This is a genomic window from Kineothrix sp. MB12-C1 (genome assembly GCF_030863805.1).
Lineage (GTDB): Bacteria > Bacillota > Clostridia > Lachnospirales > Lachnospiraceae > Kineothrix.
Genome location: NZ_CP132957.1, coordinates 443903 through 465596 on the forward strand (window position 1 = coordinate 443903; position 21694 = coordinate 465596).

At 40.9% G+C, this 21694-nt stretch carries 20 protein-coding genes, 1 tRNA gene and 1 other annotated feature; of the genes, 1 reads left to right on the plus strand and 20 read right to left on the minus strand.

Annotation, left to right across the window (positions count from 1 at the left end; genetic code table 11):
• Positions 1–140 precede the first annotated feature (140 nt).
• The 3 genes from RBB56_RS02180 to RBB56_RS02190 are packed head-to-tail and all read right to left on the minus strand — an operon-like array spanning position 141 to position 4481.
• Positions 141–1484: an MFS transporter gene (locus tag RBB56_RS02180; protein WP_306720776.1), complete on the minus strand. Its 1344-nt coding sequence runs from the start codon at positions 1482–1484 to the stop codon at positions 141–143.
• A 10-nt stretch (positions 1485–1494) separates the two neighbouring features.
• Positions 1495–3561: a beta-glucosidase gene (locus RBB56_RS02185; RefSeq protein ID WP_331526388.1), complete on the minus strand. Its 2067-nt coding sequence runs from the start codon at positions 3559–3561 to the stop codon at positions 1495–1497.
• Entirely contained in the window at positions 3558–4481 is a 924-nt protein-coding gene (locus tag RBB56_RS02190) for an AraC family transcriptional regulator (protein WP_306720777.1), read from the minus strand. The genes RBB56_RS02185 and RBB56_RS02190 overlap by 4 nt, the downstream gene beginning before the upstream one ends.
• A 351-nt stretch (positions 4482–4832) precedes the next feature.
• Between RBB56_RS02190 and RBB56_RS02195 the strand changes: the two genes are divergently transcribed.
• Positions 4833–4905, plus strand: a tRNA-Thr gene (locus tag RBB56_RS02195).
• Between the two features lie 387 nt (positions 4906–5292).
• On the opposite strand, the gene RBB56_RS02200 is transcribed toward RBB56_RS02195, so the two are convergent.
• The 17 genes from RBB56_RS02200 to hflX all read right to left on the minus strand — a co-directional run bounded on the left by RBB56_RS02200 (position 5293) and on the right by hflX (position 21683).
• Positions 5293–5802: a hypothetical protein gene (locus RBB56_RS02200; RefSeq protein ID WP_306720778.1), complete on the minus strand. Its 510-nt coding sequence runs from the start codon at positions 5800–5802 to the stop codon at positions 5293–5295.
• A 367-nt stretch (positions 5803–6169) separates the two neighbouring features.
• Positions 6170–6322: a hypothetical protein gene (locus RBB56_RS02205; RefSeq protein WP_306720779.1), complete on the minus strand. Its 153-nt coding sequence runs from the start codon at positions 6320–6322 to the stop codon at positions 6170–6172.
• 418 nt (positions 6323–6740) lie between these two features.
• Complete coding sequence (locus tag RBB56_RS02210; RefSeq protein WP_306722067.1) at positions 6741–7007, minus strand: type II toxin-antitoxin system Phd/YefM family antitoxin; 267 nt, start codon at positions 7005–7007, stop codon at positions 6741–6743.
• Between the two features lie 64 nt (positions 7008–7071).
• Positions 7072–7386 (minus strand): DUF4491 family protein, encoded by a 315-nt coding sequence (locus RBB56_RS02215; RefSeq protein ID WP_306720780.1) that lies wholly within the window; start codon positions 7384–7386, stop codon positions 7072–7074.
• Positions 7387–7468: 82 nt separating this feature from the next.
• Entirely contained in the window at positions 7469–8971 is a 1503-nt protein-coding gene (locus RBB56_RS02220) for a histidine kinase N-terminal 7TM domain-containing diguanylate cyclase (protein ID WP_306720781.1), read from the minus strand.
• Positions 8972–9107: 136 nt separating this feature from the next.
• Positions 9108–9755 (minus strand): ABC transporter ATP-binding protein, encoded by a 648-nt coding sequence (locus RBB56_RS02225; protein WP_306720782.1) that lies wholly within the window; start codon positions 9753–9755, stop codon positions 9108–9110.
• A complete protein-coding gene (locus RBB56_RS02230; protein WP_334307468.1) occupies positions 9752–10594 on the minus strand; it encodes an ABC transporter ATP-binding protein in 843 nt (280 codons plus the stop codon). Before RBB56_RS02230 ends, RBB56_RS02225 begins: the two co-directional genes overlap by 4 nt.
• 5 nt (positions 10595–10599) lie before the next feature.
• A complete protein-coding gene (locus RBB56_RS02235) occupies positions 10600–11421 on the minus strand; it encodes an ABC transporter permease (protein WP_306720784.1) in 822 nt (273 codons plus the stop codon).
• Positions 11418–12407 carry an ABC transporter permease gene (locus tag RBB56_RS02240; protein WP_306720785.1) on the minus strand — a complete coding sequence of 330 codons (990 nt, stop codon included), beginning with the start codon at positions 12405–12407 and terminating at the stop codon, positions 11418–11420. Before RBB56_RS02240 ends, RBB56_RS02235 begins: the two co-directional genes overlap by 4 nt.
• A 5-nt stretch (positions 12408–12412) precedes the next feature.
• Positions 12413–13999, minus strand: coding sequence for an ABC transporter substrate-binding protein (locus RBB56_RS02245; RefSeq protein WP_306720786.1), 1587 nt, complete (start codon positions 13997–13999; stop codon positions 12413–12415).
• Positions 14000–14034: 35 nt separating this feature from the next.
• Positions 14035–14655 carry an RNA polymerase sporulation sigma factor SigH gene (gene sigH, locus RBB56_RS02250; RefSeq protein ID WP_306722068.1) on the minus strand — a complete coding sequence of 207 codons (621 nt, stop codon included), beginning with the start codon at positions 14653–14655 and terminating at the stop codon, positions 14035–14037.
• Positions 14656–14680: 25 nt separating this feature from the next.
• A complete protein-coding gene (locus RBB56_RS02255; protein ID WP_306720787.1) occupies positions 14681–16456 on the minus strand; it encodes an SGNH/GDSL hydrolase family protein in 1776 nt (591 codons plus the stop codon).
• A 63-nt stretch (positions 16457–16519) separates the two neighbouring features.
• Positions 16520–17260: a 23S rRNA (guanosine(2251)-2'-O)-methyltransferase RlmB gene (gene rlmB / locus RBB56_RS02260; protein WP_306720788.1), complete on the minus strand. Its 741-nt coding sequence runs from the start codon at positions 17258–17260 to the stop codon at positions 16520–16522.
• Between the two features lie 244 nt (positions 17261–17504).
• The gene (locus RBB56_RS02265; RefSeq protein WP_306720789.1) at positions 17505–17939 is read right to left on the minus strand and encodes a Mini-ribonuclease 3; all 435 of its coding nucleotides are present in this window, start codon (positions 17937–17939) and stop codon (positions 17505–17507) included.
• The gene (cysS, locus tag RBB56_RS02270) at positions 17924–19333 is read right to left on the minus strand and encodes a cysteine--tRNA ligase (RefSeq protein ID WP_306720790.1); all 1410 of its coding nucleotides are present in this window, start codon (positions 19331–19333) and stop codon (positions 17924–17926) included. The genes RBB56_RS02265 and cysS overlap by 16 nt, the downstream gene beginning before the upstream one ends.
• A 40-nt stretch (positions 19334–19373) precedes the next feature.
• Positions 19374–20060: a serine O-acetyltransferase EpsC gene (gene epsC, locus RBB56_RS02275; RefSeq protein WP_306720791.1), complete on the minus strand. Its 687-nt coding sequence runs from the start codon at positions 20058–20060 to the stop codon at positions 19374–19376.
• A 40-nt stretch (positions 20061–20100) separates the two neighbouring features.
• Positions 20101–20329 (minus strand) — a binding site (T-box leader).
• A 55-nt stretch (positions 20330–20384) separates the two neighbouring features.
• Complete coding sequence (gene hflX, locus RBB56_RS02280) at positions 20385–21683, minus strand: GTPase HflX (protein ID WP_306720792.1); 1299 nt, start codon at positions 21681–21683, stop codon at positions 20385–20387.
• Between the last annotated feature and the right edge of the window lie 11 nt (positions 21684–21694).

A 21694-nucleotide genomic window follows, 5' to 3' on the forward strand; every position in this document is an offset into this window, starting at 1 on the left:
ATAGTTTTTACAGTAAATAGCCAGATTATTAAAATAAAAGAAAAACCTCCATAAACATTGCATATATTATTACGGCAACGTTTATGGAGCTTTATATTATTTATATTTTATATACGCTTTGAAACTCTTCAAAAATTCTTTTATCTCGCTAATCTTCTTTCCGCTAAGTCTTTTGAAATTTGAGGGTAAATCTTATCAATATTAGCAAATAGCAAAATAATAAGTCCAACTGCAAATAATACGAACGGAACTGCTGTAAATAACATCTTAATAGCATTAACGGTTTCTGTTGTCTGAGATGCGAGCACACCATTATAATGCCCCCACGCAAGTCCCCAGCCAACAACAGCTGCGCCAAATCCTGAGCCAACTTTCATTCCAAAGCTCGTCGCTGAATAAGTAAGCCCATCAATACGTACTCCGGTCTTCCACTCTCCATAATCTACAATATCCGCAACCATCGCAAACAGTCCTGCCGTATGAGGAATACCACCGATACCCAATAATACAAGTCCCGTAATGGTTCCAGGCAATGAAGCCGGCATTACCATCATCATACCAACCCCAAACATTTCTAATACATAACCTATTACAAGGCTCTTCCATTTTCCAAGCATCTTGGAAATTTGAGGATAAAGAAGATTACCAATCATCTTAGGTAAAATAAAGCATAATGTCAAAGTTCCCATTAATGCCGCATTTCCCAATACATCCCTTGCAAAGTAGATACGAATGCCATTATTAATACCAAGTGCTGTATAATTTATAATGAAAATCAAAGTAATTAAAACGAAGTATTTATTCTTAAATAGTATCTTAAAGGAATGAATTACAGATACTTTTTCCTTTTCTTCCTTCTTTTCTTGCACATCAACAAAGTTGCGTTCCTTCGTAAAGAAGAAAGTAATCAGCAACAGTACGATTGCAATTATACCAAAAATAATCGCCATTCCGGTCCAGCCAAATTTGTTAACTAGTTTCATGGTATTGTAGTTGATAATTAAAACAACACTCATTGTACAGAAGAATCTCATAGAGCTCATAGTAACACGATCCTTGGGGTCCGGAGCTTCTAAAGACAACAATGTATTATAAGCAAGGTTACTTGCGGTATAAATAACTGCTGCCATAATAGTATAGGAAATAGCGGCATATGCTATTTTGGCACCACTGCTAAAAGAATCCGGCACGCTAAACAGCAATACAAGACCAACTCCCATAGGAACTGCAGACCAGAGAATCCATGGTCTCGCTTTACCTAAGCGGGTATGAGTCCTGTCAATAATCACACCCATTCCTAAATCCGAAAATCCATCCACAAGTCTTGACAACAGCATAATAGTACCTATTACTGCCGCACTAATACCAACATTATCCGTATAATACAATGTTAAGAAAGAACCAATTGTCGTCCATATAAAGTTACATCCCCCATCACCGACTGCAAAAGCAAGTTTCTCATAAAATGGTATCTTATTTTTCATTTTCTTCCTCCTAGATTGTAATCGTTGTCTTCAACAAATCCTTTGTTGCACTACTTGTACCCAAATACACCTCATACTCCATATGTTCTATTTCAAATGCATTTTTCTCCTCATTAAACCAGGAAAGTTCTGAAACAGGGCAGGATATAATAACCTGACGCTTTTCGCTTTGCTGCAAATGCACTCTTTTAAAACCTTTTAAGGTTTTAAAAGGTCTTTCAACCTTAGAATGCTCAAATCCCACATACAGCTGCAATACTTCATCTCCTTCACAATCCCCGGTATTTTTCAGTTCACAGCACGCATAAAGTACATCATCTGCTACCCATGCTTTCATCTTATCTTTAGTAAAAGATGTATAAGATAAACCAAATCCAAATGGTACTTCCGGTTCCACTCCCTCCTTTTCAAGCTTTCGGTATCCATGAAAATACTCATAATACTGATACTCTGCATCCCAGTCCACCTGAGGCAAATCACTTTCCTTTTTGGGAATTACGAAAGGAAGTTTCCCGCTTGGGTTGACATCTCCATAAATAATTTCTCCCAGTGCTGTTCCACCTTCCATCCCCGGATAGTAGGCCATTACAATAGAGCTCACACAGTCTTTCCACTCACTTATCAAAATAGTACTTCCGCCAATTAAAACAGCAATTGAGTTATTATTTACAGGTCCTATATGTTTCAGTAACTCTATATCTTCTTTGTGAAGTCCGAGACCAGTTCTTCGATCCCCGCCAATAGCACCTGTATAGACATCTTCCTTATTCGGAGCAACAAACTCACCCTCGTCATTGAAATCATATCCTACAACAAAGATTACTGCATCTGCAGATTCAGCCAGCTTTTTGCAATGATTCAAATCCTCCCCTTCGTAATAAATTACCTCTGTGTTGGAAGATGCCTTTACTATTCCCTGTAAAGGGGTAACTACATAAGGCGGGAAAACCTGACTTGATCCCTTATCACCAGTCGCTTCATCCTGGGCCAGTTTGCCAAAAACAACAACTTGTCTGGTTGTTTTCTTATCCAGCGGTAATACATGATTTTGATTTTTAATCAAAGTAATACCTTCTCTCGCAGATTGCAATGCTAACTGTATATGGTCTTTACATCCCACCACATCCATCTTTACTCTTTCTTTATCTTCTGTAAAAGCTAATATTGTTCGTATAATCCGAAGGGCCGCATCATCAATTTTACCTTCATCTACCAGACCTTCCTTCACCGCATTTATAAGCTTTTCGCCAAAAAACTTGGTCACGCACATCTCCATGTTCTGACCACCATTTACTGCCTCTACTGTATCTTTCACACCCCATACAAAGTCGCTCATAATAAATCCATCAAATCCCCATTCTTCTTTTAAAACCTGATTTAACAGATAATTATTATGACCACACATCGTTCCTTTGTAGAGATTATAAGCACTCATAACAGAGCCCGCTCCGGCATCAATACACTTTTTAAAATGAGGAAGAAACACTTCTCTTTCTGTCCTTTTACTACAGTCAATATTCACCTTAAATCTTGCATTTTCCATCTGATTAAAGGCGAAGTGCTTCAAGCAGGCCATAACACCATGTTTTTGCACTCCTTTTACCAAAGCTGCTCCCATCTCTCCTAATTCAAAGGAATCTTCTCCATAGGTTTCCTGACTTCTGCCCCAACCAGGGTTATAGGGCAGATTGATGCATACACCTGCAAAAAGATTTCCACCAAATGCAAGTACTTCTCTGGCTATTGCTTCTCCTATCTCTTCTTCCAGCTCCGTATCAAAGGTTGCACCCCGAAGCATGGAAACAGGAAAGCATGTACTTTTTCCATTTCCGCAAACAACTCCTCTGGGACCATCACAAAAAAGCATGGGGGAAATCCCCTTTTCCGGTATTCCACCCGCCGGATACGGAAACTGATTATAATGTTCTTTCGTCAATTTCCGTATTGCGCCACGCACCTCTTCAAAGGTCATGCTCCCACTCATCAAGGATACCTTTTCCTCCAACGACAAAGTATCTACAATACTTTTCGCCTTATCGGTAAATAACATCCTCTTTTCCTTGCTGTATTTCATCATCCTTTATCCTCCAATATTTCCAGTAAGATTCGTTTTGCTTCACCTTGTTCAAAATCAAGGTACCCTCTTAGCTTAGGGCTTCCTTCTATGTCTATTTTTCGTTGACGATATTCATTGGGTGTTAATCCTGCACTCTTTTTAAAAATACGATAAAAAGTATTTTCTGAACCAAATCCACATTCATCAATAATGCATCCGATACTCTTCTCTGTATTTTTCAGTAGCCGTTTAGCTTCATTCACTCGTAACGTATCAAGCATTTCTTTTAAAGAAAATCCGGCATGTTCTTTTAAATATCGATATACTGTCTTCTCTCCCATACCAATCTCTTTATAAAGGCTGCCCATAACGTCTTCTTCTGACAGATTATCTTTCAAATAATCGATAATTTTCATCAGCGTGGCCGCATTGCTGTCAGACTGCTCTGTCTTCAAATGCATATCATACTGCACATATTCAAATAAATCTGCAATCAAATCATAAACCTTGGCCCTCAAACGGTAGCAAGCCTTCCTGTCCTGCTGCAATACAGGTAATACGATTCCAGCAACTTTCTTCACAAAATAGCTATACTCCTTTTTTGCCGATTCTTCATTCACAACACTGTTTAGATAAAAGCGATAATAAGCATTGTCACTATTTTCTTTTTTAAAAAGTCCCGGATCCAATTGTAAAATCATACAAATATTTTGATCTTCACTTTTTATTTCATGTACAGTTTTAGAATTCACCAGAATAATATCTCCTTGGTGCATATCGATCGGCTTGGGACTAACACTTACTATAATGCTACCTTTCAACACTACAATTAGTTCATATTCATAGTGCCAATGAAAGCTACTGCTTTGAATAGAAGCAGCAAAAGCATTAACTGGATATTGATTTTTAAATTCAACTGTTTCAAAAATATATGAGCTCATATTCTTTTCCTTTTGTGTAGCCTTATAGATATCATAAAATAATTATATTATAATTTAATAATTTTTGTTGTCACAATCGTTTTAATGTACTGTCAAAAAAGGACATTATGACGATATATCTTATAATATAAATTCCAATTTATACATTTTGTATAATATCTTCTCATTTAATTTGGTTAATTATACCTTGACTAGTGAACCAACCTGTACTAATTTAGACTAATCCTCATTTCCTATTGGTTCTCTTAACGGATGATATAAGAAGTGTTCCTATGAAGATTCAATTTTCGATAAAAAGTGTTTTTTTCATTGACAAAGATATTCTTAAATGATACAATGACTTTCGGTATTGCTGATGTGGCACAGTCGGTAGCGCACCTCATTGGTAGTGAGGAGGTCACGGGTTCGATTCCCGTCATCAGCTTGTGAAAAGTCCTTGATTTCAGGGACTTTTTTTATTGTTGGGATTTGTTTCTTGATGTGGTATTAGAAAAATCATAACTTCATACCTCTCGGTATATGACAATGTAATAGTTTAAATCATTCAATCAAAAACACTTTATATATAACACTATTTCCTGTGGAGAAAAAAGAAAAGAAAAAACAGCATTATAATAAAATCAGGAGCAGAATTCTGTTTCCAGTTTTCTGCTCCATACAACTATTCACAAATCATATATCGGTTCTTGGTATTTTTAAAATATATATATTTATAATTTGGATAGCACCACTGCTCTGTTGTTCCCCATGAACATGTGTTTTTGTTCTTTTCATTTGGATATTATTTATCCACTGGGATGACAGCCCCTTCTTATTGCTTCTCCGTATTAATAGCTATAACTTTTAATCCTTCATCCAGCACTTCTCCAATCCAAACTTCTCCGTTCCCAAGCATAATACCCTGCCAATTAGCAAAAAGGTTCTTGCAAGAGGCTGTCTCCAACGCCTCTTTATATTCCTCACTTAACACAATATCCGCGTGCGCAAGACTTTCCTCATCTACGTATTCTACTCCTTGTATCGTGATCGGATAAGTAGCCATCTCAGAAACCGCCGCCCAGTCCTCATTCAAGATAGCTGCCTTCATCGACTCTGCAAACTCTTCTACCTCCTGCTTTGACTTCGAGGTACACACACTATAATAATCCATATCCTCAGAAACAAGGCTTTCTTCGTCTACTACATCATTATGACTATCCTCTGAATTTTCTTCTGTTTCATTATCAAAATTTTCCGCTATCCCTTCCCCTCCATTGCCGCACCCCATTAGTATCATAACAATAGATGTAGCTGCTAGTGCCAATACATATTTTCTAAGCATAATTAACATCATCTCCTTTTTAAATATATCATCTGTTCTGTCCTCTTGGTCACAATAGTAACTTTTTACGCATAGTCTAGTCTACAAATTTTAATAGCTCACAATCACTACAATATGGCACCCTATTTGACTTTTATAAATCCCCCTTAATTTATCAATAACAACTCTGATTGTAGGATTACAATACATGTGTTACAAAACTGAATAATATAAAAGCAAGGATACCTTTTTGTGTTATATTTAAGTCACCACAACAAAAATCAACGCAAAGGAGTGTATTCTCGCATGGCTAGTATAACACAGGATATGAGGTACCGTCTATCTCTCATTCATTACGCTGATAAGTATGGGGTCTCTAAGGCTGCCGCTAGATATGAGACCAACCGACAGTATATCTATCGGTGGAAACGACGCTTTCTCCCTCTTTTCCGAGCGCTAACTCTAAGTAATCTTTTGCTTCCGTATACTCAATGCCAGAAGATCGTTCTTTAAAAACTACCTCTATATCATTACATGCCACAAGCACCTTCAAAGATTAATTATCCTCCATTGATGCTTTTCAATCGAACATCAGTTCTGTATGTATTATAATCGTGTTGTATAATTGAAAAGAGAGCGGATGCGATTTCCCGATATTTGATACCAAACAAAAAGAAATAGCATTCACTTCACCGTCCAAAGTAGATGCTATTTCAACAATACATTTTACTGAGGGCAAATCGGAACTTCGCTTCCGACTACCTTTCTAAGTAAATTATACAATGGGGTGCTTGAGAAATCAAGTACCCTTTTTGTCTCTCACTACTAAATCTATTCTCATAGAGACTATCCCAAAGTGTTCGTGTAGAAAACGTTTAAAGTTGGTTGATTTTTTTAGAGTTTTTCTATCCTCTGTCTGCCAATATATATAGTCTTTCCAGCCATTATCAGTAAAAACTTTATTCATCAACCTCTACCTCAACGAGTTTATGCGTAGAAATAGTTCCATTCTCCAACTGTGACTTCGATTCCATTAACCAATCATAGTTAGTTTTATTTCCCATTACGTAAATGTTTTCCATGAGATTATTATAGGACTCTTCTGATAACATTACAACGTTCTTATTATTTTTTCTGGTAACAATCATTGTTTCATAATCATCTGTTACTTTATCCATATATGACTTCATATTATCACGAAGATTGGTATAATATTTTAACAATATTATGAATTTCTGTACTTTTATTATATCGTACAGACAAAAGTTCATTGCCATATCAAAATTCTATTTACTCTTCATTTATTGTTACATTCTTATCTTCCTTAAGACGCGGATTCGCAGGAAACCAACCTTTACTCACGCGCTCCGCCTGTTCCTTCAGCTCATGAATGGACCACAGCATAGTAAACCCTAAGACTGCGAGACCTCCGGATACAATCGTATGTGAGACAAATAGAGAAGCTGCGCAGCTCACAAGGCCGCCAATTAAGAATACAGGCCAAATCCTCCATGTGAAATAGTATTCACACTTAATAACAATAGGATGAAACAGACCTATAATAATAAAAGATAGTGCTCCGATAATTAAACCTGATATATGCATAACTTCCTCCTTAAACAATAATGTTCGCGTTGATAATACAGCTAAAACATTGCTTTTACCGATTGTAATACAAGTATAATTCTCACCGCTCTTCGCAAAGCCGGGAACAATTGCGTCCGTTGTCTTTTGCTTTATACAAGGCCGAATCCGCCTGGGATAACATCTCATCCAAGGAATATGCGCTTCCTGCTTGAGAATATGCTATTCCGATACTAATTGTAACTCTTATTTCATGTCCTTGGTAAAGAATTATTGTATTCTCAATATCCATCCGAAGTCTTTCCACTATGTCGAGCACCTTCTCTACCGGGAGATTCTCCAACATAACCACAATTTCCTCACCGCCGTAACGCCCTACCATATCATTCTGGCGAAAATAGCCTTTTATAATAGCTGCTATGTCCTGCAGCACCATATCTCCACAAGAATGTCCGTAGGTGTCGTTCACTAGTTTAAAATGGTCCAAATCAATCATTAGTAAGGCATATGGATAGCTTTTAGCTTTCTTCGAACTTAGCTTAAAATTCGCAAGATCGAAGAAAGTAGCCCTATTATAAATATGCATTAAAGGATCAAAAGTTGCTTTGCTATATAAGCTTTTCAGTTCGTTTTCTTTATCGGTAATATCATGGAATACAATACAGGTAGCATTTTTCTTATTATTTTGCACGATGTGAGTCTGTGTCACCCTATAAAACCGCATCTCACCATCTATGGGGAGATATAGCTCACCTTCGTTTTTAAGCCACTGAGGGTCCTTTATGATCTCGCCGGGAAGCAAGGAGGCTAACTCGGGAAACAGATTCTTGGCTGCCTTATTCGCATCCAAAAAACCGAAATCCTTGCCGTAAACGATAAAGGCATCTCCCATCGATTCAATCACTTGTGCCCGGGCTAACGGTACAACATTAAGTAAATTCTGCTTCCGAACAGAATATAGGAGCAGTGCCATAGAAAGAGAGACTGCAAAAGGATTCAGATCGATGCGAAGATGATTATAGGAAAAAGTATGATAAATATTAACCACAAGGGGCATCAAAATAGATGCCAGCAAGCTAAGGCTCTGCCGTTTCTGCAATTGGCTTCCTATTCTTAGGTTCTTTAGAATACGCAGGATATTTAAAAATACGAACAGAAAACTATATGCAGTGGCAAGATAGCTCATCGGGCCCGCATATCCATGACAATTAGCAAGCTGCCCATTCCAGAAATATTCGATATGTGTATAATGTAAACGCACTAACGGAAATGCCTGAATGGTGAACAAATTAAATATAGGTAATGCAAAAATCAGACAATGCCTGCGAAGACTAAAGCGCTTTTCCCCATAAACATCCCGTATGAAAAGATAGTTTAGAATTACAAGGAACGGGGTTCCCATCTTTTGTACCCGCACTCCCATGAATGCAGCTTCTAACGTAGGAGAAATAATTTCCAACAAGTAACCAAATACATACAGGAAAGTACAGATGGTGGCGAAAATTAAGAAAAATGATCGTTCCGAATTGTGGTTCGCAACCGCATATATTAACAACAGGACGGAACCTAATGTTGCTGTAAGCATGAACCAAACAAATACATTCACCCCAACAACCTCCTTAGTAAAATTTTATATATCGTATATAGCCTATTTATTATTTTATCTTGCTTATCTTTTATAATACTCCGTTTTATTACAAGCCACTTCTACACTTTAGTATAGCATAGTCCGGTTCATTTTTCTATACCTTAGCCGCAAGCGGCCATGGTATACTTTCTACTTTTCTCATGGGCATATCCAGCCGCCGCGTACAAAGGTTATCCAAGAGTTGCTCGGAATGGCTTACAACCAGCATCCCTATATTGCGTCTTGTAATTTCCTCTTTCAAAAAGCTCCATATTTGAGCCTGCGTAATTAAGTCAAGCATAGCTGTTATTTCATCTGCCAGAATAAATCTCGTATTCTCTCCCAGAGCCCGTGCAATACAGAAGCGTTGCAACTCTCCACCGGACAGTTCTGCCGGATATCGATCCATCCATTCACGTTCAATTCCAAGACTCTTTATCACATGCTCATCGATAGTTCCTGCCTCAGCAAGTACCCGGGACATCTTCAGCCGGGGATTAACTGCGAGTTCGGGATGCTGCCAGATCATCTGTACCGGGCAGTAACCGCGGTAATCTTCAATTGGCTTTCCTCCCAAGGTCACCATCCCTGCATCCGGCTTCTCATATCCTGCGAATATTTTACATAACGTAGTCTTTCCATGGCCGCTGGAAGCATATAAACCTACAATCTCGCCACTTTCTATCGCAAGAGAAAAGCTGTGAAATATCTGCCGATTGCCATTTTCGTAGCGAAATGACAATTTCTCCCCTTCTAAGATCATACGCTTCTCCCCTCAATATATCCTGTAACCCCTTTGGTATATTTTCTTTCCTCTATCTGCATTCCATTTTTAGGCATTGCCCGCCGCAAGGCTTTCGTATATGGATGGTGCAGCTTAGATTCCTGTGCGAAGTCTAAAGCCTGCACTTCTTCCAAAGTCATTCCTTCATAAAATACCACAATTCGGTCTGCCGTCTCCACTGCCAATTCCAGGTCATGAGTAATCAGTAATACTGCCGCACCCTCATTAGCAATTTCCCGAAAATGGCTCATTACACGTTTTGCCGATGTAATATCCAAGCCGGGGGTAGGTTCATCTGCAATTACCAACTTCGGCCGCTCCATGACTGCTGTAGAAATAAGAACCCTTCGTGCCATACCTCCGGAAAGTTCAAAGGGATAGAGATTTTCCGTTTCTTTTCCCAGTCCATAACGGTCTAAAATCTGAAAGGTCTTTTCTTTGGATACACTATCCTTAGCATTCTTGCGTATCTGAGGACCGACTTTCATCAGTGGATCCAGATAGGATACATTTTGCGGCACTAATACGATTTCCTTTCCACGCAACTGCCTTGTTCTTTCTTCTGTGAGCGGAGTACCGTAATAACTCAACGTTCCATTCATAGATGCATTATAAGGCAATATCCCTAAAATAGCATGAGCGAGCAGACTTTTTCCACTTCCGCTGGCACCTACAATTGCCACTATTTCTTTTTCATAGACAATGATATTCAAATCTTTTATAGCTTGTACCTGTCTTCTTTTAAAAATTCCCGCATACTGCGAAAAGGAAACGGATAAATTCTCTATCTTAAGAACCGGTATTCTTTCCACTTTCATCCTCCTTACTCATGTACGCTGGCAGGATCAAGGGCTCTTCTTGTCACACTGCCAATATAATCGAATAATATAACTGTTACCACTAATGAAAGTCCCGGGAAGACCACAAGCCACCAATTCCCCGTAAGCAGATGACGAATGCTTTCGGAAAGAATAACACCGATTGCCGGTTGTTCTGAAGATAAACCAAAGCCTAAAAAAGTAATACTCGCTTCATGCAATATGGCATGAGGAAACAGCAACACTAATCCTGTAATAAATTGCGGAACCAGGTGGGGAAGCATATGCATCCTTATAATTTTACCCCTGCTGCTTCCTAATTTGGCCGCCACCTGTATATAACCGCTTTGCGTAAGCTGCAGCACCTCTCCTCGTATCACACGGGCAAGAGACATCCAGTGGGTACACAATATTCCGATCACTACACCCCGAACACCTTTTCCACAAGCGAATGAGATAAGAATAAGCAGTAGAATATGGGGGATTCCCATCATAAGATCGATAAGCCCGCCAATCAATATATCTGCTGCCTTCCCCATAACTACTGCTAAAGAACCGAGTAGCAATGCGACTGCCGCACTTACCGTTGCTGTAAGCAAGCCAATCCGTATACTCATAGAAAGCCCTGCCATCGTACGGGCAAACATATCACGTCCCATCCAGTCGGTACCGAATGGATATTGTAAGGATGGCGGCTGATTCTTATGAATAAAATCAGTTTTCATAGCTGCCTCTGTATATAGAAATCCCAATACGAGAATACAAAGCAAAAAGGAAACCGCAGCCACAAGAAATATAGTCTTACCTTTTCTTCCGGGAACATTCATAGCCGTGCCCCCTTTCTCATACGGGGGTCTACTACTCCGTAAAGAACGTCAGCAATAAAGTTTCCTAAAAACACGATAGAAGCACTAATAATCGTAATTCCTAAAAGCAGGGGAATATCGCCCCCAAGCCCCGCCGTTACCGCTGCCTGTCCCATACCCGGATAAGAGAAAACCTGCTCCACCAAAATAGAACCTCCGAATATCTCGCCGATAGAAGCAAATTGAAGTGTGATGGCAGGAAGCAGCACATTCCGAAGTCCATGATTCTTCAATATCTCCCACCGTTTTTCACCCCGTGCCACCGCGAACAGTACATAGTCACTCTCCATCACATCGATCATTTTTTCCCTTGTGTGCAGAATGATGTTAGATATACCGGTAATGGACAAAGTGGCTGCCGGAAGCACCGCATGCCATAACTTGTCTGACAAACTTACGGATGCCGCATCCATTCCGATAGGAACACTTAAGCCCACAGGAAATAATCTAAGCCCAACAGAAAATACGAGAAGAAATATAATCGCAAGCCAAAATGCAGGGGTACTTGCTGTCAGCAACGCATATCCTTTAATGATCCTATCGATTCTCTTTCCTCTGTTCATTCCTGATAAGATTCCAAGCACAAACCCGATTCCACCCGAAATAATCCATGCGAAAGCCATAAGCAATAGGGAACTTGATAATTTCTGCATAATAACAGATGAGACACTTTGGCGATACAAAAGAGAAATCCCCATATCTCCCCTGAGAAAATCTCCCGCCCATGCCAGATATCTTTGAAGGGGAGGCTCATTCACTCCCCAATATATTTCCAGTTTGTCGATTTGCTCCTGACTGAGAGCGCCGAGTGCCGCTTGTCCGATATTAGCCTGAAGAGGGTCTACCGGAGACAAGGACACTAAGACAAATGCTCCAATGCTCACAAAAAATATCAAAAGAAGCATTCGTATGAAATTCTTTAAGATGTGCCAAACCCATTTTTTCATTATAATTACTCAAATCTCCACTGATCCACATTATTTACAATAGACCAGCCGTGTCCATGGGGATGAATCTTTTGAGGTGTAACTTGTAAATCACTCTTTGCCCAATATAAATGATCGATGTTCACTAACCATATCCACGGTACATCCCAATCAGTGCCGGTCTCTCCATCCCACTGTGCCTTTTTCCACAGTTCATAGGACTCTTCCAGATCTTTGCTGGTAAGTGCTTGATCCATATAAGAATCTACCGTTTCATTCTTATAGGGAGAATATGAGGCCAAGCCTGTCTCAGGCATCGTATGATAAATATTATAAAATTCCATAGGCGTATGGGCACCCCACCCCCACAGCAGCGGCTCTCTCTGCGCCCTATCGTAAGCTACATCCCAGCCTACTCCTTCAATAGTTACATCAATGCCCAATTCTTCCATCTGATTCGCCGCCTCTGCAGCCAGAGCCTGTCTTACCGAATCATTCGCAGGATAGAGAAGATTCATTTCTGCCCTAAGCCCTTCTTTTGTACGAATACCGTCTTCCCCTGCAATCCATCCGGCCTCTTCTAATAATATAACAGCCCCGTCAAAATCATGTTCTACCACCGCACTGTTATTAAACCACGGCATTTTATCACAGACACTGTAAGCCGGCGTCCCATGGCCATTTAATACATAATCGATCATCTGCTGACGATCAATCCCCATAGAAATCGCTCTGCGGATTGCCATGTCACTCGTCACATCATTGCCGATAGCTCCATCACTAGGGATTGCAGGCAAATTAAAACCACGGTTATCCACGGTCTCATAACTTAGTAACTCATATCCATCTACCGCTTGTTCCGAATAGGAAGCTGCCGTATAGGCCAAATCCACCTGCCCTGCTTTCACCGCCGCAAAAGCTGCCGCTTCTTCCATAAATACGATCGTTACCTTCTTCATACGAATTTCTTCCCCATAATAATTGGGATTGGCCTCTAATATAATTTGTTGCCCTTTATCCCATTGCTTCAGCATATATCTGCCGGAGCCGATAGGTTTTTGCCCGTAATCAGGTCCATAAGCATGCTCCGGAACAATCCCTACAATTGCCATAGTATAAGGCCATATGGAATAAGGTTCCGCCATATGGAACTGCACCGTATCATCGTCCAAAGCTTCCGCTCTATCCAACATGGTAAAATCGTTGACAGAGCTTTCCTCTTTTACCGTGTTATATGTAAACGCAACATCCTGAGCGGTAAGTTTTTCTCCATCGGTAAAAAAGACATCTTCCCTTATCTTGACCGTCCACAACAAGCCATCATCACTCACTGAAATATCTTTCGCCAAATCATAAGCAATCTGCAAATCATTTGTAGTAACAGTGAGGGTACTTTGAATCAATGGCTCATGCACATGTTCCCCTGCACCCCAGCCATATGCCGGGTCGAATCCTGCTTCCGGCTCAGAAGTAACCCCCATGGCCACAATCACTGTATCTTTCAAAGGCTCCTGATTGTTATCTGAACCGGATAAAACTTCCTCCGGCTTACCACAGCCTGCTAAAGAAGCGAACGCTAAGCATACCGCCAGCAATACAAATACCCTTTTCATTTATAAATATCCTCCAAAAGTAATTTTTATTTTTCCTAAAGCAATGTTCTTCGCAGCTTCCCCTTAATTCTTTGCAACGCATTATCCGTAGACTTTTCATCCTTGCCAAGCACTTTAGCAATCTGCACATAACTCATTCCGGTAATATATAAGTCCAGCACCTGCTTCTCAAAGGAACTAAGCTCACGTTCTATCATTCGTTCCAGGTTTTCCACGTTTTCCTTATCGATTATCATTTCTTCCGGGCTTAACTCTGACCTGGAAAAAAGTACGTTAAGAAGCTCAGCCTCTTCGCCTCCCGGTTCTCCGGGAGCAGTCACCTTACTATAGAAAGAAATATACGTATTCAAAGGGGCGTGCTTTTGACGCCCCGAAGCTTGAACTGCCGTATACATCTGCCTTGATATACATAAATCTGCAAAAGTAAAAAAGCTGGCGTCCCTGCCGCTATCATAATCTCGGACAGCCTTAAATAACCCAATCATACCTTCCTGAATCAGATCCTCACCATCCGCACCTAAGATATACATGGATTTCGCCTTACTTTTAACCAGGTTCTTATATTTGTCCATAATGTAATCGATAATATCTTCTTCTCCGTCCCGAAGGCGTAAAATCAGTTCTTCATCGCTATACTGTTCATAAGAATCCCGCATATCCACACCCTTTTCACCTGATTAATTATTGTATAATAATCGCTTCACCGCTATATTGATAGTTATTTTGCATATCATCTGAAACATTTGTGTTACTATCATTTTGCGCATTATCTGTCTCTTCTTCCGATGGTGAAGAAGGGGGAATGATAACTGCATTATTTATTACTGCTTCGGTATTCATAGGTTCATCGATAGTATTTTCCCCGGGAGCACTTTCGCTAATGGCCCCTTGAAAAGTACCATTTCCGCTCACTGCATCTTGTGAAAGCGCATTACCGCTAATTGTCTCTTCCCGGGAAGAGTTGCCGCTAACTGTCCCTTCCTGAAGACCGCCTCTTTCTATACTCCGAATTATCTCTGCAGCAAAATGCTCTGCCAGAATCTGATACCCCGCAGGATTACCATGCACGCCATCTGGCATATAGGTGGAGATAACCTGGGCGTCATGGGTATCGAGCATATTGGAATTATATAAATCGATAACATCTATTTCGTATTCTGCTGCCAGTTCTTTAATAGCATTTACAAAGGCCCTCTGTGGAAGAAGATAATCTCTTTGCTGCATAAGGTAATCATGCAAAATATTAGGAAGAGGGGTCGCAAATATAATCTTCGCATTGGGGTAATTCTTCTTTAAACCACGCATGAGTCCATCCACATCACCATAAAAAGTACGCGGTTTCCGTTCCTCAATACTTCCCAGCTCTTTTGCTGAAGCGGCAAACCCATCATTCGTGCCGCCCATAACAAGTATGATATCAGAATCTTCCGGAATCTCCTTATAGCGATCCACAAAAGCTTCATCCCAATACCTTCCGTAGGAAGAACCCCCGATTCCCAGATTATAAACTTCCTGTGCATTCAAAATATTCTTCAATACGGATGGGTAGGAATACTTCTGATATTCTTCCAGATTATTCAGATTGCTTCCAGCCGTTATACTATCGCCCAGACAAGCGATCTTCTTATCGGAGAAATCAATATTTCTTCCGGCTATCTGTGCTTTATCCTCTCCATTCCTCTGAGTAGTCTCCGCATAAGAAGAACGAATATTCCGCCTCGCCTCTAATGTCATGCCCGACTCGCTATACTCAAACGGAATGACCTGTCCATCTACAACCGCATTGCCCGATATCGTTTCTGCTTCTTCCTGAGATACTGTATTACCGGATACTGTTTCCGCTCCTTCCGGAGATACTGTATTACCGGATATTGTTTCCGCTCCTTCCGGAGATACGTTATTGCCCGATATTGTCTCCGCTTCTTCCGGCAATACCGAGTTACCTGATATGGTTTCTAATTCTTCAGCCGAAGGAGAGCGATCGGATATTGTTTCCCTCTGTTCCTCCTGCCCAGATGCATTGGCGGAAATACTGTCTTCTTCCGTCTCCTGAGGTCTTGCTTTTTCCGGAACATCTATAATAATCGCATTATCTTCTACATTAGAATCATCATAAGGTTCATCCGCCGACTGACCCTCATTCGCAGATACTGCCCCTGATACCACTTCTTGTACTGCTTCTGTTTCTTGTACTATTTCTTCTTTTACTACATCGTTTATCTTCTTGTCTAAGAATTCTTGCAGGGCTTTCCCATCACCTGACAGCTTTTGAATCTCCATCTGAATATCATCAAGTTCAGACTGTACCTCCTGATTTCGCACATCCAGCTTCTCCTGGTGTACTTTTTCCCGGTACAAACTATAGCCTTTATAAAACAAAAGCACCGCAAGAACAATTGCCAATATTCCGATGATATACAATAAAACTTTCTGCATGTGATACATATCTTTTTTCATAAAAATTTTATGGCCCTTTCCAATGCCTTCTTCATACCATCCGACTCTCTGTTTTTCAGCAATCTATGCCATACGCTGTCTGACAATTTCATAAGCCAGAACTCCGGCTGCCACAGATGCATTCAGGGAATCGATATCCCCTTTCATAGGAATGGATGCAACAAAGTCACATTTCTCCTTTACAAGCCTTCCCACACCTTCACCTTCACTACCTATAACAAGGCCAATCGCACCTTTTAGATTCAACTGATACATACTCGTTCCTTCCATATCTGCACAGACAAACCACAACCCTTGTTTTTTCAGTTCCTCTATTGTCTTTGTCAGATTCGTCACCTTAGCTACCGGCGTATAATTCAATGCACCTGCCGAGGTACGTGCTACCGTGGCTGTCAGACCTGCTGCCCGATTCTTCGGTATAATAACACCATGAGCCCCTGCCAGATTAGCAGTTCGTATGATGGCTCCGAGATTGTGAGGATCTTCAATATTATCTAACAGAAAGATAAATGGAGGCTCACCTTTCTTTTCGGCCGCCTGCAAAATATCCTCTACCTGAGCATACTCGTAGGCTGCCGCATAAGCGATGACCCCTTGGTGTTTCCCACTTTCGGACATTTGATCCAGTCTGTCTTTCGTTACAAACTTCACGATACAATCCTGTTTCTTAGCCTCTCTTTTTATCGTTGCTATCGGTCCATCCTGGCATCCGTCCAGAATAAATATTTTATCAATCGGTTTTCCGGAACGAAACGCCTCGATAACCGCATTTCTTCCTTCAATGGTAAATTCTTCATATCTCATAGTTCACTCTCTGACCTCATCCATTTCTTAATATACTGTTGTATGGGTACAACATTCAAAATCCGCCCTATCCGGGCTACTTTCTCATATTTGGCGGGTCCCAAAGTCATGTTTTTTCATGCAAGCATGAAACGCATGACCTTTTGACCCTGGTATTATATTTCATTATATATCTTCCGCACTGCAAACATCCATAGAATATAAGAAAATTAAGCTTTTCTTAAATAAATATTCATAAACTTCCTTACAGTTCTACTCCGATCTTACGGAAACCTATCTGAACTAAGGCAATCAGCCTGTCCATCTCATCTTGAAGATAAAGATAACCTAATAACGCCTCTAATCCCGTTGCCTTCCTATAATCGCTGGCTGTCGCATTTTTCGCCTTCGTATAGGTCTTGGCATTCCTTCCCCGCTTATATACCGCCAGCTCTTCCGGTGTCAATTCCTCCAACAGCGCATCCCCCATCGCCGCCTGGGTGCCCGCATTCACATATTTAATTGCCATATTATGTAGATTATTGGCAGAACGATTCCCCCGTTCCACCACAACAGTTCTCACAATTACATCGTAAATACTATCTCCGATATAAGCAAGCGTAAGAGGCGAATATTCTTTAATATCCACCTCTTTGCAATGAAATTCTGTTTTCAGTTTCTTAATTAAGCTCTTTTCCATTTAACACCTTCACGGGTATCTTCCAGAATAATCCCCTTTTCCAATAACTCATTACGGATTTCATCCGCTCTCGCGAAGTCCTTTCCTTTTCTCGCCGCCTGCCTTGCCTCAATAAGGGCTTCGATATCAGCATCGAGAAGTTCTGCCTTCTTCTCCACGATTAGACCGCAAATATCCGCAAGCGTAACGATGATATCCTTTAATTCTCTGATGAACTCTGCACTCTTTGCTGCATCCGCATTGGTATTGGCGAACTTCACCAATTCAAAGATCGCGGAAATAGCATCTGCCGTATTGAAATCATCATCCATCGCTTCATCGAATTTTTCTAAAAAGAGGTTCGCTTCTTTAAGTAGAGCATTCTCCTTTTCACTTAACGATCCGGAAGATGCATTTTCTAACAAATAATTCAAATTGCTGACGCTCGTTACGATCCTCTCATATCCACTCTTTGCTGAATCCATCAAATCAGCGCTGAAATTAAGGGGGCTTCTATAATGTGCGGAAAGCATAAAGAAACGAAGTACCTGCAAGTCATATTTTTCAGCGATATCCCTTACTGTAAAGAAGTTTCCTGAGGATTTGGACATCTTTCTATTGTCGATATTTAAAAAGGCGTTGTGCATCCAATATTTAGCAAAAGACTTCCCATTTGCCGCCTCCGACTGTGCAATTTCATTTTCATGATGAGGGAATACCAAATCTTCTCCGCCCGCATGAATATCGATTTCATCGCCCAAATACTTCTTACTCATCACAGAACACTCTATGTGCCAGCCGGGGCGGCCGTTGCACCATGGAGATTCCCAGTAAGGCTCATCATTCTTTTTCGGCTTCCAGAGAACGAAATCCAGCGAATCTTCCTTTTGATTTTCCCCTGATACGAGAAGCGAACGATTCCCTCCTTGCAGATCATCCAGATTCTTGTGGGAGAGCTTCCCATACTCCTTGAACTTACGCGTTCTATAGTATACCGTTCCATCTTCCGCCTGATAGGCGAAGCCCTTGTCGATCAGATCCTTTATCATATCGAGCATACCGTCAATTTCATTGGTTGCAAGAGGATGGGTTGTGGCCGGTCTTACGTTCATCGCTTCCATATCCTTCTTACATTCCTCAATATAGCGTTCGGAAATAACGGCCGCATCCACGCCTTCTTCGATCGCTTTTTTAATAATCTTATCGTCTACATCTGTGAAGTTGGATACATAGTTCACTTCATATCCCTTATGTTCCATATAGCGTCTTACCGTATCGAATACAATCATCGGTCTCGCATTTCCGATGTGAATCAGGTTGTATACTGTCGGGCCGCAGACATACATCTTTACCTTTCCCGGTTCTAACGGTATGAATTCTTCCTTTTTCTTAGATAACGTATTATAAACTTTCATCTTTTTCAACCCTTTCCATTTTCTTTCGAAGCTTTTCTATCTACTGCTCTTCTGTCGTATGATTTCGGCGCGTCAGTTCTCTCATCTTCGCCTCTAAGTCCAAGATGCGGTTGGTAAGCTCGCTATTCGCATGCTGTAAATTGGCAATATCCTCTTTCACCGGATCCGGAAGGTTCACTTGATCCATTTCTTCCTGCGGAAAGACCTGATTATTCCGCTTTACCACACGACCCGGAACGCCTACTACCGTGGAATTGTCCGGAACCTCTTCCAAAACGACGCTTCCCGCACCTATCTTTGAATTATCTCCGATTTTAAAGGAGCCTAATACTTTTGCTCCGGCACTGATCATGACATTATTTCCTACCGTCGGATGCCGTTTCCCACATTCCTTACCGGTACCTCCCAAGGTAACCCCCTGATACAATGTCACATTATCTCCAATAATTGTTGTCTCACCGATAATCACACCGTGGCCATGATCGATAAAGAACCCTTCTCCGATCTGTGCTCCCGGATGTATTTCTATTCCCGTTTTTCTTACTCCTCTTTGAGATACCCATCTTGCAAGAAAATAGTGCTTCTTCAAGTACAACTTGTGAGCCAGTCTATAATGAAGCATTACTTTAAAACTGGGATAGAGAAAAACCTCCATCGCACTGTGAATGGCTGGGTCGCGCTGTTTGATTATGGCAATCTCTTCCCTCACTCTTCTTAGAAATCCCATACTATTCCTCCATATAAAAAAACTCCGTCCTCCTAAAATAATAAGAGACGAAGTTATCCGCGGTTCCACTCTAATTAAAGACGATTTCAAATCATCTTTCCCTTGTGTAGCGTAACGTGCTTTCCCGTACCCGGATACTCAATCTTCTATTTCTCCGGATCAGCTCACAAATGCACTTGGGTTATCCTCGTATCGGGACTGCTTTCAGCCGGTGACCTTCCCTCTCTGGCATCGTCAGATAACTTACTCTTTTTGTTCGTAGCCTTTATCCTATTTAGACGAAGCTTACTTCTTAGCTTAGCATATGCAATAACCCCTTGTTTGTCAATACATTTTTGCATATTGTGCATATTTTTGCGCATCTGCCGCATGACAATCTACGGTTAACCGAACACCATCCTCTAAGTATTCCTGTTCCTTTACTTGCGCCTTCTCCATAAGATAAGATACTATCTGTCCTTTATCATAAGGAATTAAAAACTGAGCCGATACATAATCGTCATATACCGCCTTTACGATCATATCTGTTAATTCTGTAAGTCCCTGACCGCCTTTCGCAGACATATAAATCTTATCCTCTCCTACTATTTTAGGCAGGTTCTCCATCTCACATAGATCCGCCTTATTATAAACATAAATGACTGGAATATTGGCAGCACCGATTTCCTGTAAAGTCCCCTGAGTCACTTCAATCTGCTTCTTATAATCTTCATCCGAATAATCGATAATATATAAGAGCAAATCCGCATTTTTCACTTCTTCCAGCGTGGATCGGAACGCCTTAACAAGCCCATGAGGCAACTTATGAATAAATCCTACCGTATCCGCAAGAAGAAATTCTTTATTATTTCCTACCTCTATATTCCTAACGGTGGTATCCAGAGTGGCAAAAAGCATATCTTTTTCAAATACCTTCTTCTCTTCATCTTGTAAATATCGTTCCACCATCGCATTCATTAACGTAGACTTCCCTGCATTGGTATATCCAACCAAAGATACCTTGGGAATTCTCGATGACATACGCCGTTTGCTCTGAGTTTCCCGCTCCTTCGATACTTCCTCAAGTTCTCTGCGAAGTTCCACCAGACGTTTCTCAATCTTACGCCTATCCAGTTCCAGCTTCTTCTCTCCGGAACCTTTACTACTCATACTTCCGCTGGCACCACCCTGCCTGGTCAGCGCTTCATGCATCCCAACTAAACGGGATAGCAGATATTGTAACCGTGCTGTCTCCACCTGCAGCTTGGCCTCTCTTGTTTTCGCCCTTCGGGAGAAAATATCCAAAATCAGAGTCGTTCGATCAAGTACCGGCATCTCCAGATCCCTCTGAAGATTACGCAATTGGGAGGGTGTCAGGGAATTATCGAAGATAACGATATCCACATTTAAAGCTTTGGCATACTCTTTTACCTCTTGTACTTTTCCCGTACCTATATAATGCGCTTTATTTACTGATTCCATCTTCTGAGTCACGACTCCAGCCACCGACATATAACATGCTTCGGCAAGTTCTCCTAACTCCTTCATGGAACGTTCGAAGTTATCATCTTCCCCTGTATCAAGCCCTACAAGTAATGCTTTCTCCAGCTCCTGTTCCATAACCTCTTTTCTTTCTTCCGTCATCAGGTTCTTCC

Coding starts and splice junctions, on each gene's coding strand:
- RBB56_RS02240 (WP_306720785.1), bottom strand. CDS start 12,407: ATGAAAAAATGGGTTTGGCACATCTTAAAGAATTTCATACGAATGCTT.
- RBB56_RS02245 (WP_306720786.1), bottom strand. CDS start 13,999: ATGAAAAGGGTATTTGTATTGCTGGCGGTATGCTTAGCGTTCGCTTCT.
- rlmB (WP_306720788.1), bottom strand. CDS start 17,260: ATGAGATATGAAGAATTTACCATTGAAGGAAGAAATGCGGTTATCGAG.
- RBB56_RS02215 (WP_306720780.1), bottom strand. CDS start 7,386: ATGCATATATCAGGTTTAATTATCGGAGCACTATCTTTTATTATTATA.
- epsC (WP_306720791.1), bottom strand. CDS start 20,060: ATGGGATTTCTAAGAAGAGTGAGGGAAGAGATTGCCATAATCAAACAG.
- RBB56_RS02255 (WP_306720787.1), bottom strand. CDS start 16,456: ATGAAAAAAGATATGTATCACATGCAGAAAGTTTTATTGTATATCATC.
- RBB56_RS02265 (WP_306720789.1), bottom strand. CDS start 17,939: ATGGAAAAGAGCTTAATTAAGAAACTGAAAACAGAATTTCATTGCAAA.
- cysS (WP_306720790.1), bottom strand. CDS start 19,333: ATGAAAGTTTATAATACGTTATCTAAGAAAAAGGAAGAATTCATACCG.
- sigH (WP_306722068.1), bottom strand. CDS start 14,655: ATGCGGGATTCTTATGAACAGTATAGCGATGAAGAACTGATTTTACGC.
- RBB56_RS02185 (WP_331526388.1), bottom strand. CDS start 3,561: ATGATGAAATACAGCAAGGAAAAGAGGATGTTATTTACCGATAAGGCG.
- RBB56_RS02190 (WP_306720777.1), bottom strand. CDS start 4,481: ATGAGCTCATATATTTTTGAAACAGTTGAATTTAAAAATCAATATCCA.
- hflX (WP_306720792.1), bottom strand. CDS start 21,683: ATGACGGAAGAAAGAAAAGAGGTTATGGAACAGGAGCTGGAGAAAGCA.
- RBB56_RS02225 (WP_306720782.1), bottom strand. CDS start 9,755: ATGATCTTAGAAGGGGAGAAATTGTCATTTCGCTACGAAAATGGCAAT.
- RBB56_RS02230 (WP_334307468.1), bottom strand. CDS start 10,594: ATGAAAGTGGAAAGAATACCGGTTCTTAAGATAGAGAATTTATCCGTT.
- RBB56_RS02180 (WP_306720776.1), bottom strand. CDS start 1,484: ATGAAAAATAAGATACCATTTTATGAGAAACTTGCTTTTGCAGTCGGT.
- RBB56_RS02235 (WP_306720784.1), bottom strand. CDS start 11,421: ATGAATGTTCCCGGAAGAAAAGGTAAGACTATATTTCTTGTGGCTGCG.
- RBB56_RS02200 (WP_306720778.1), bottom strand. CDS start 5,802: ATGCTTAGAAAATATGTATTGGCACTAGCAGCTACATCTATTGTTATG.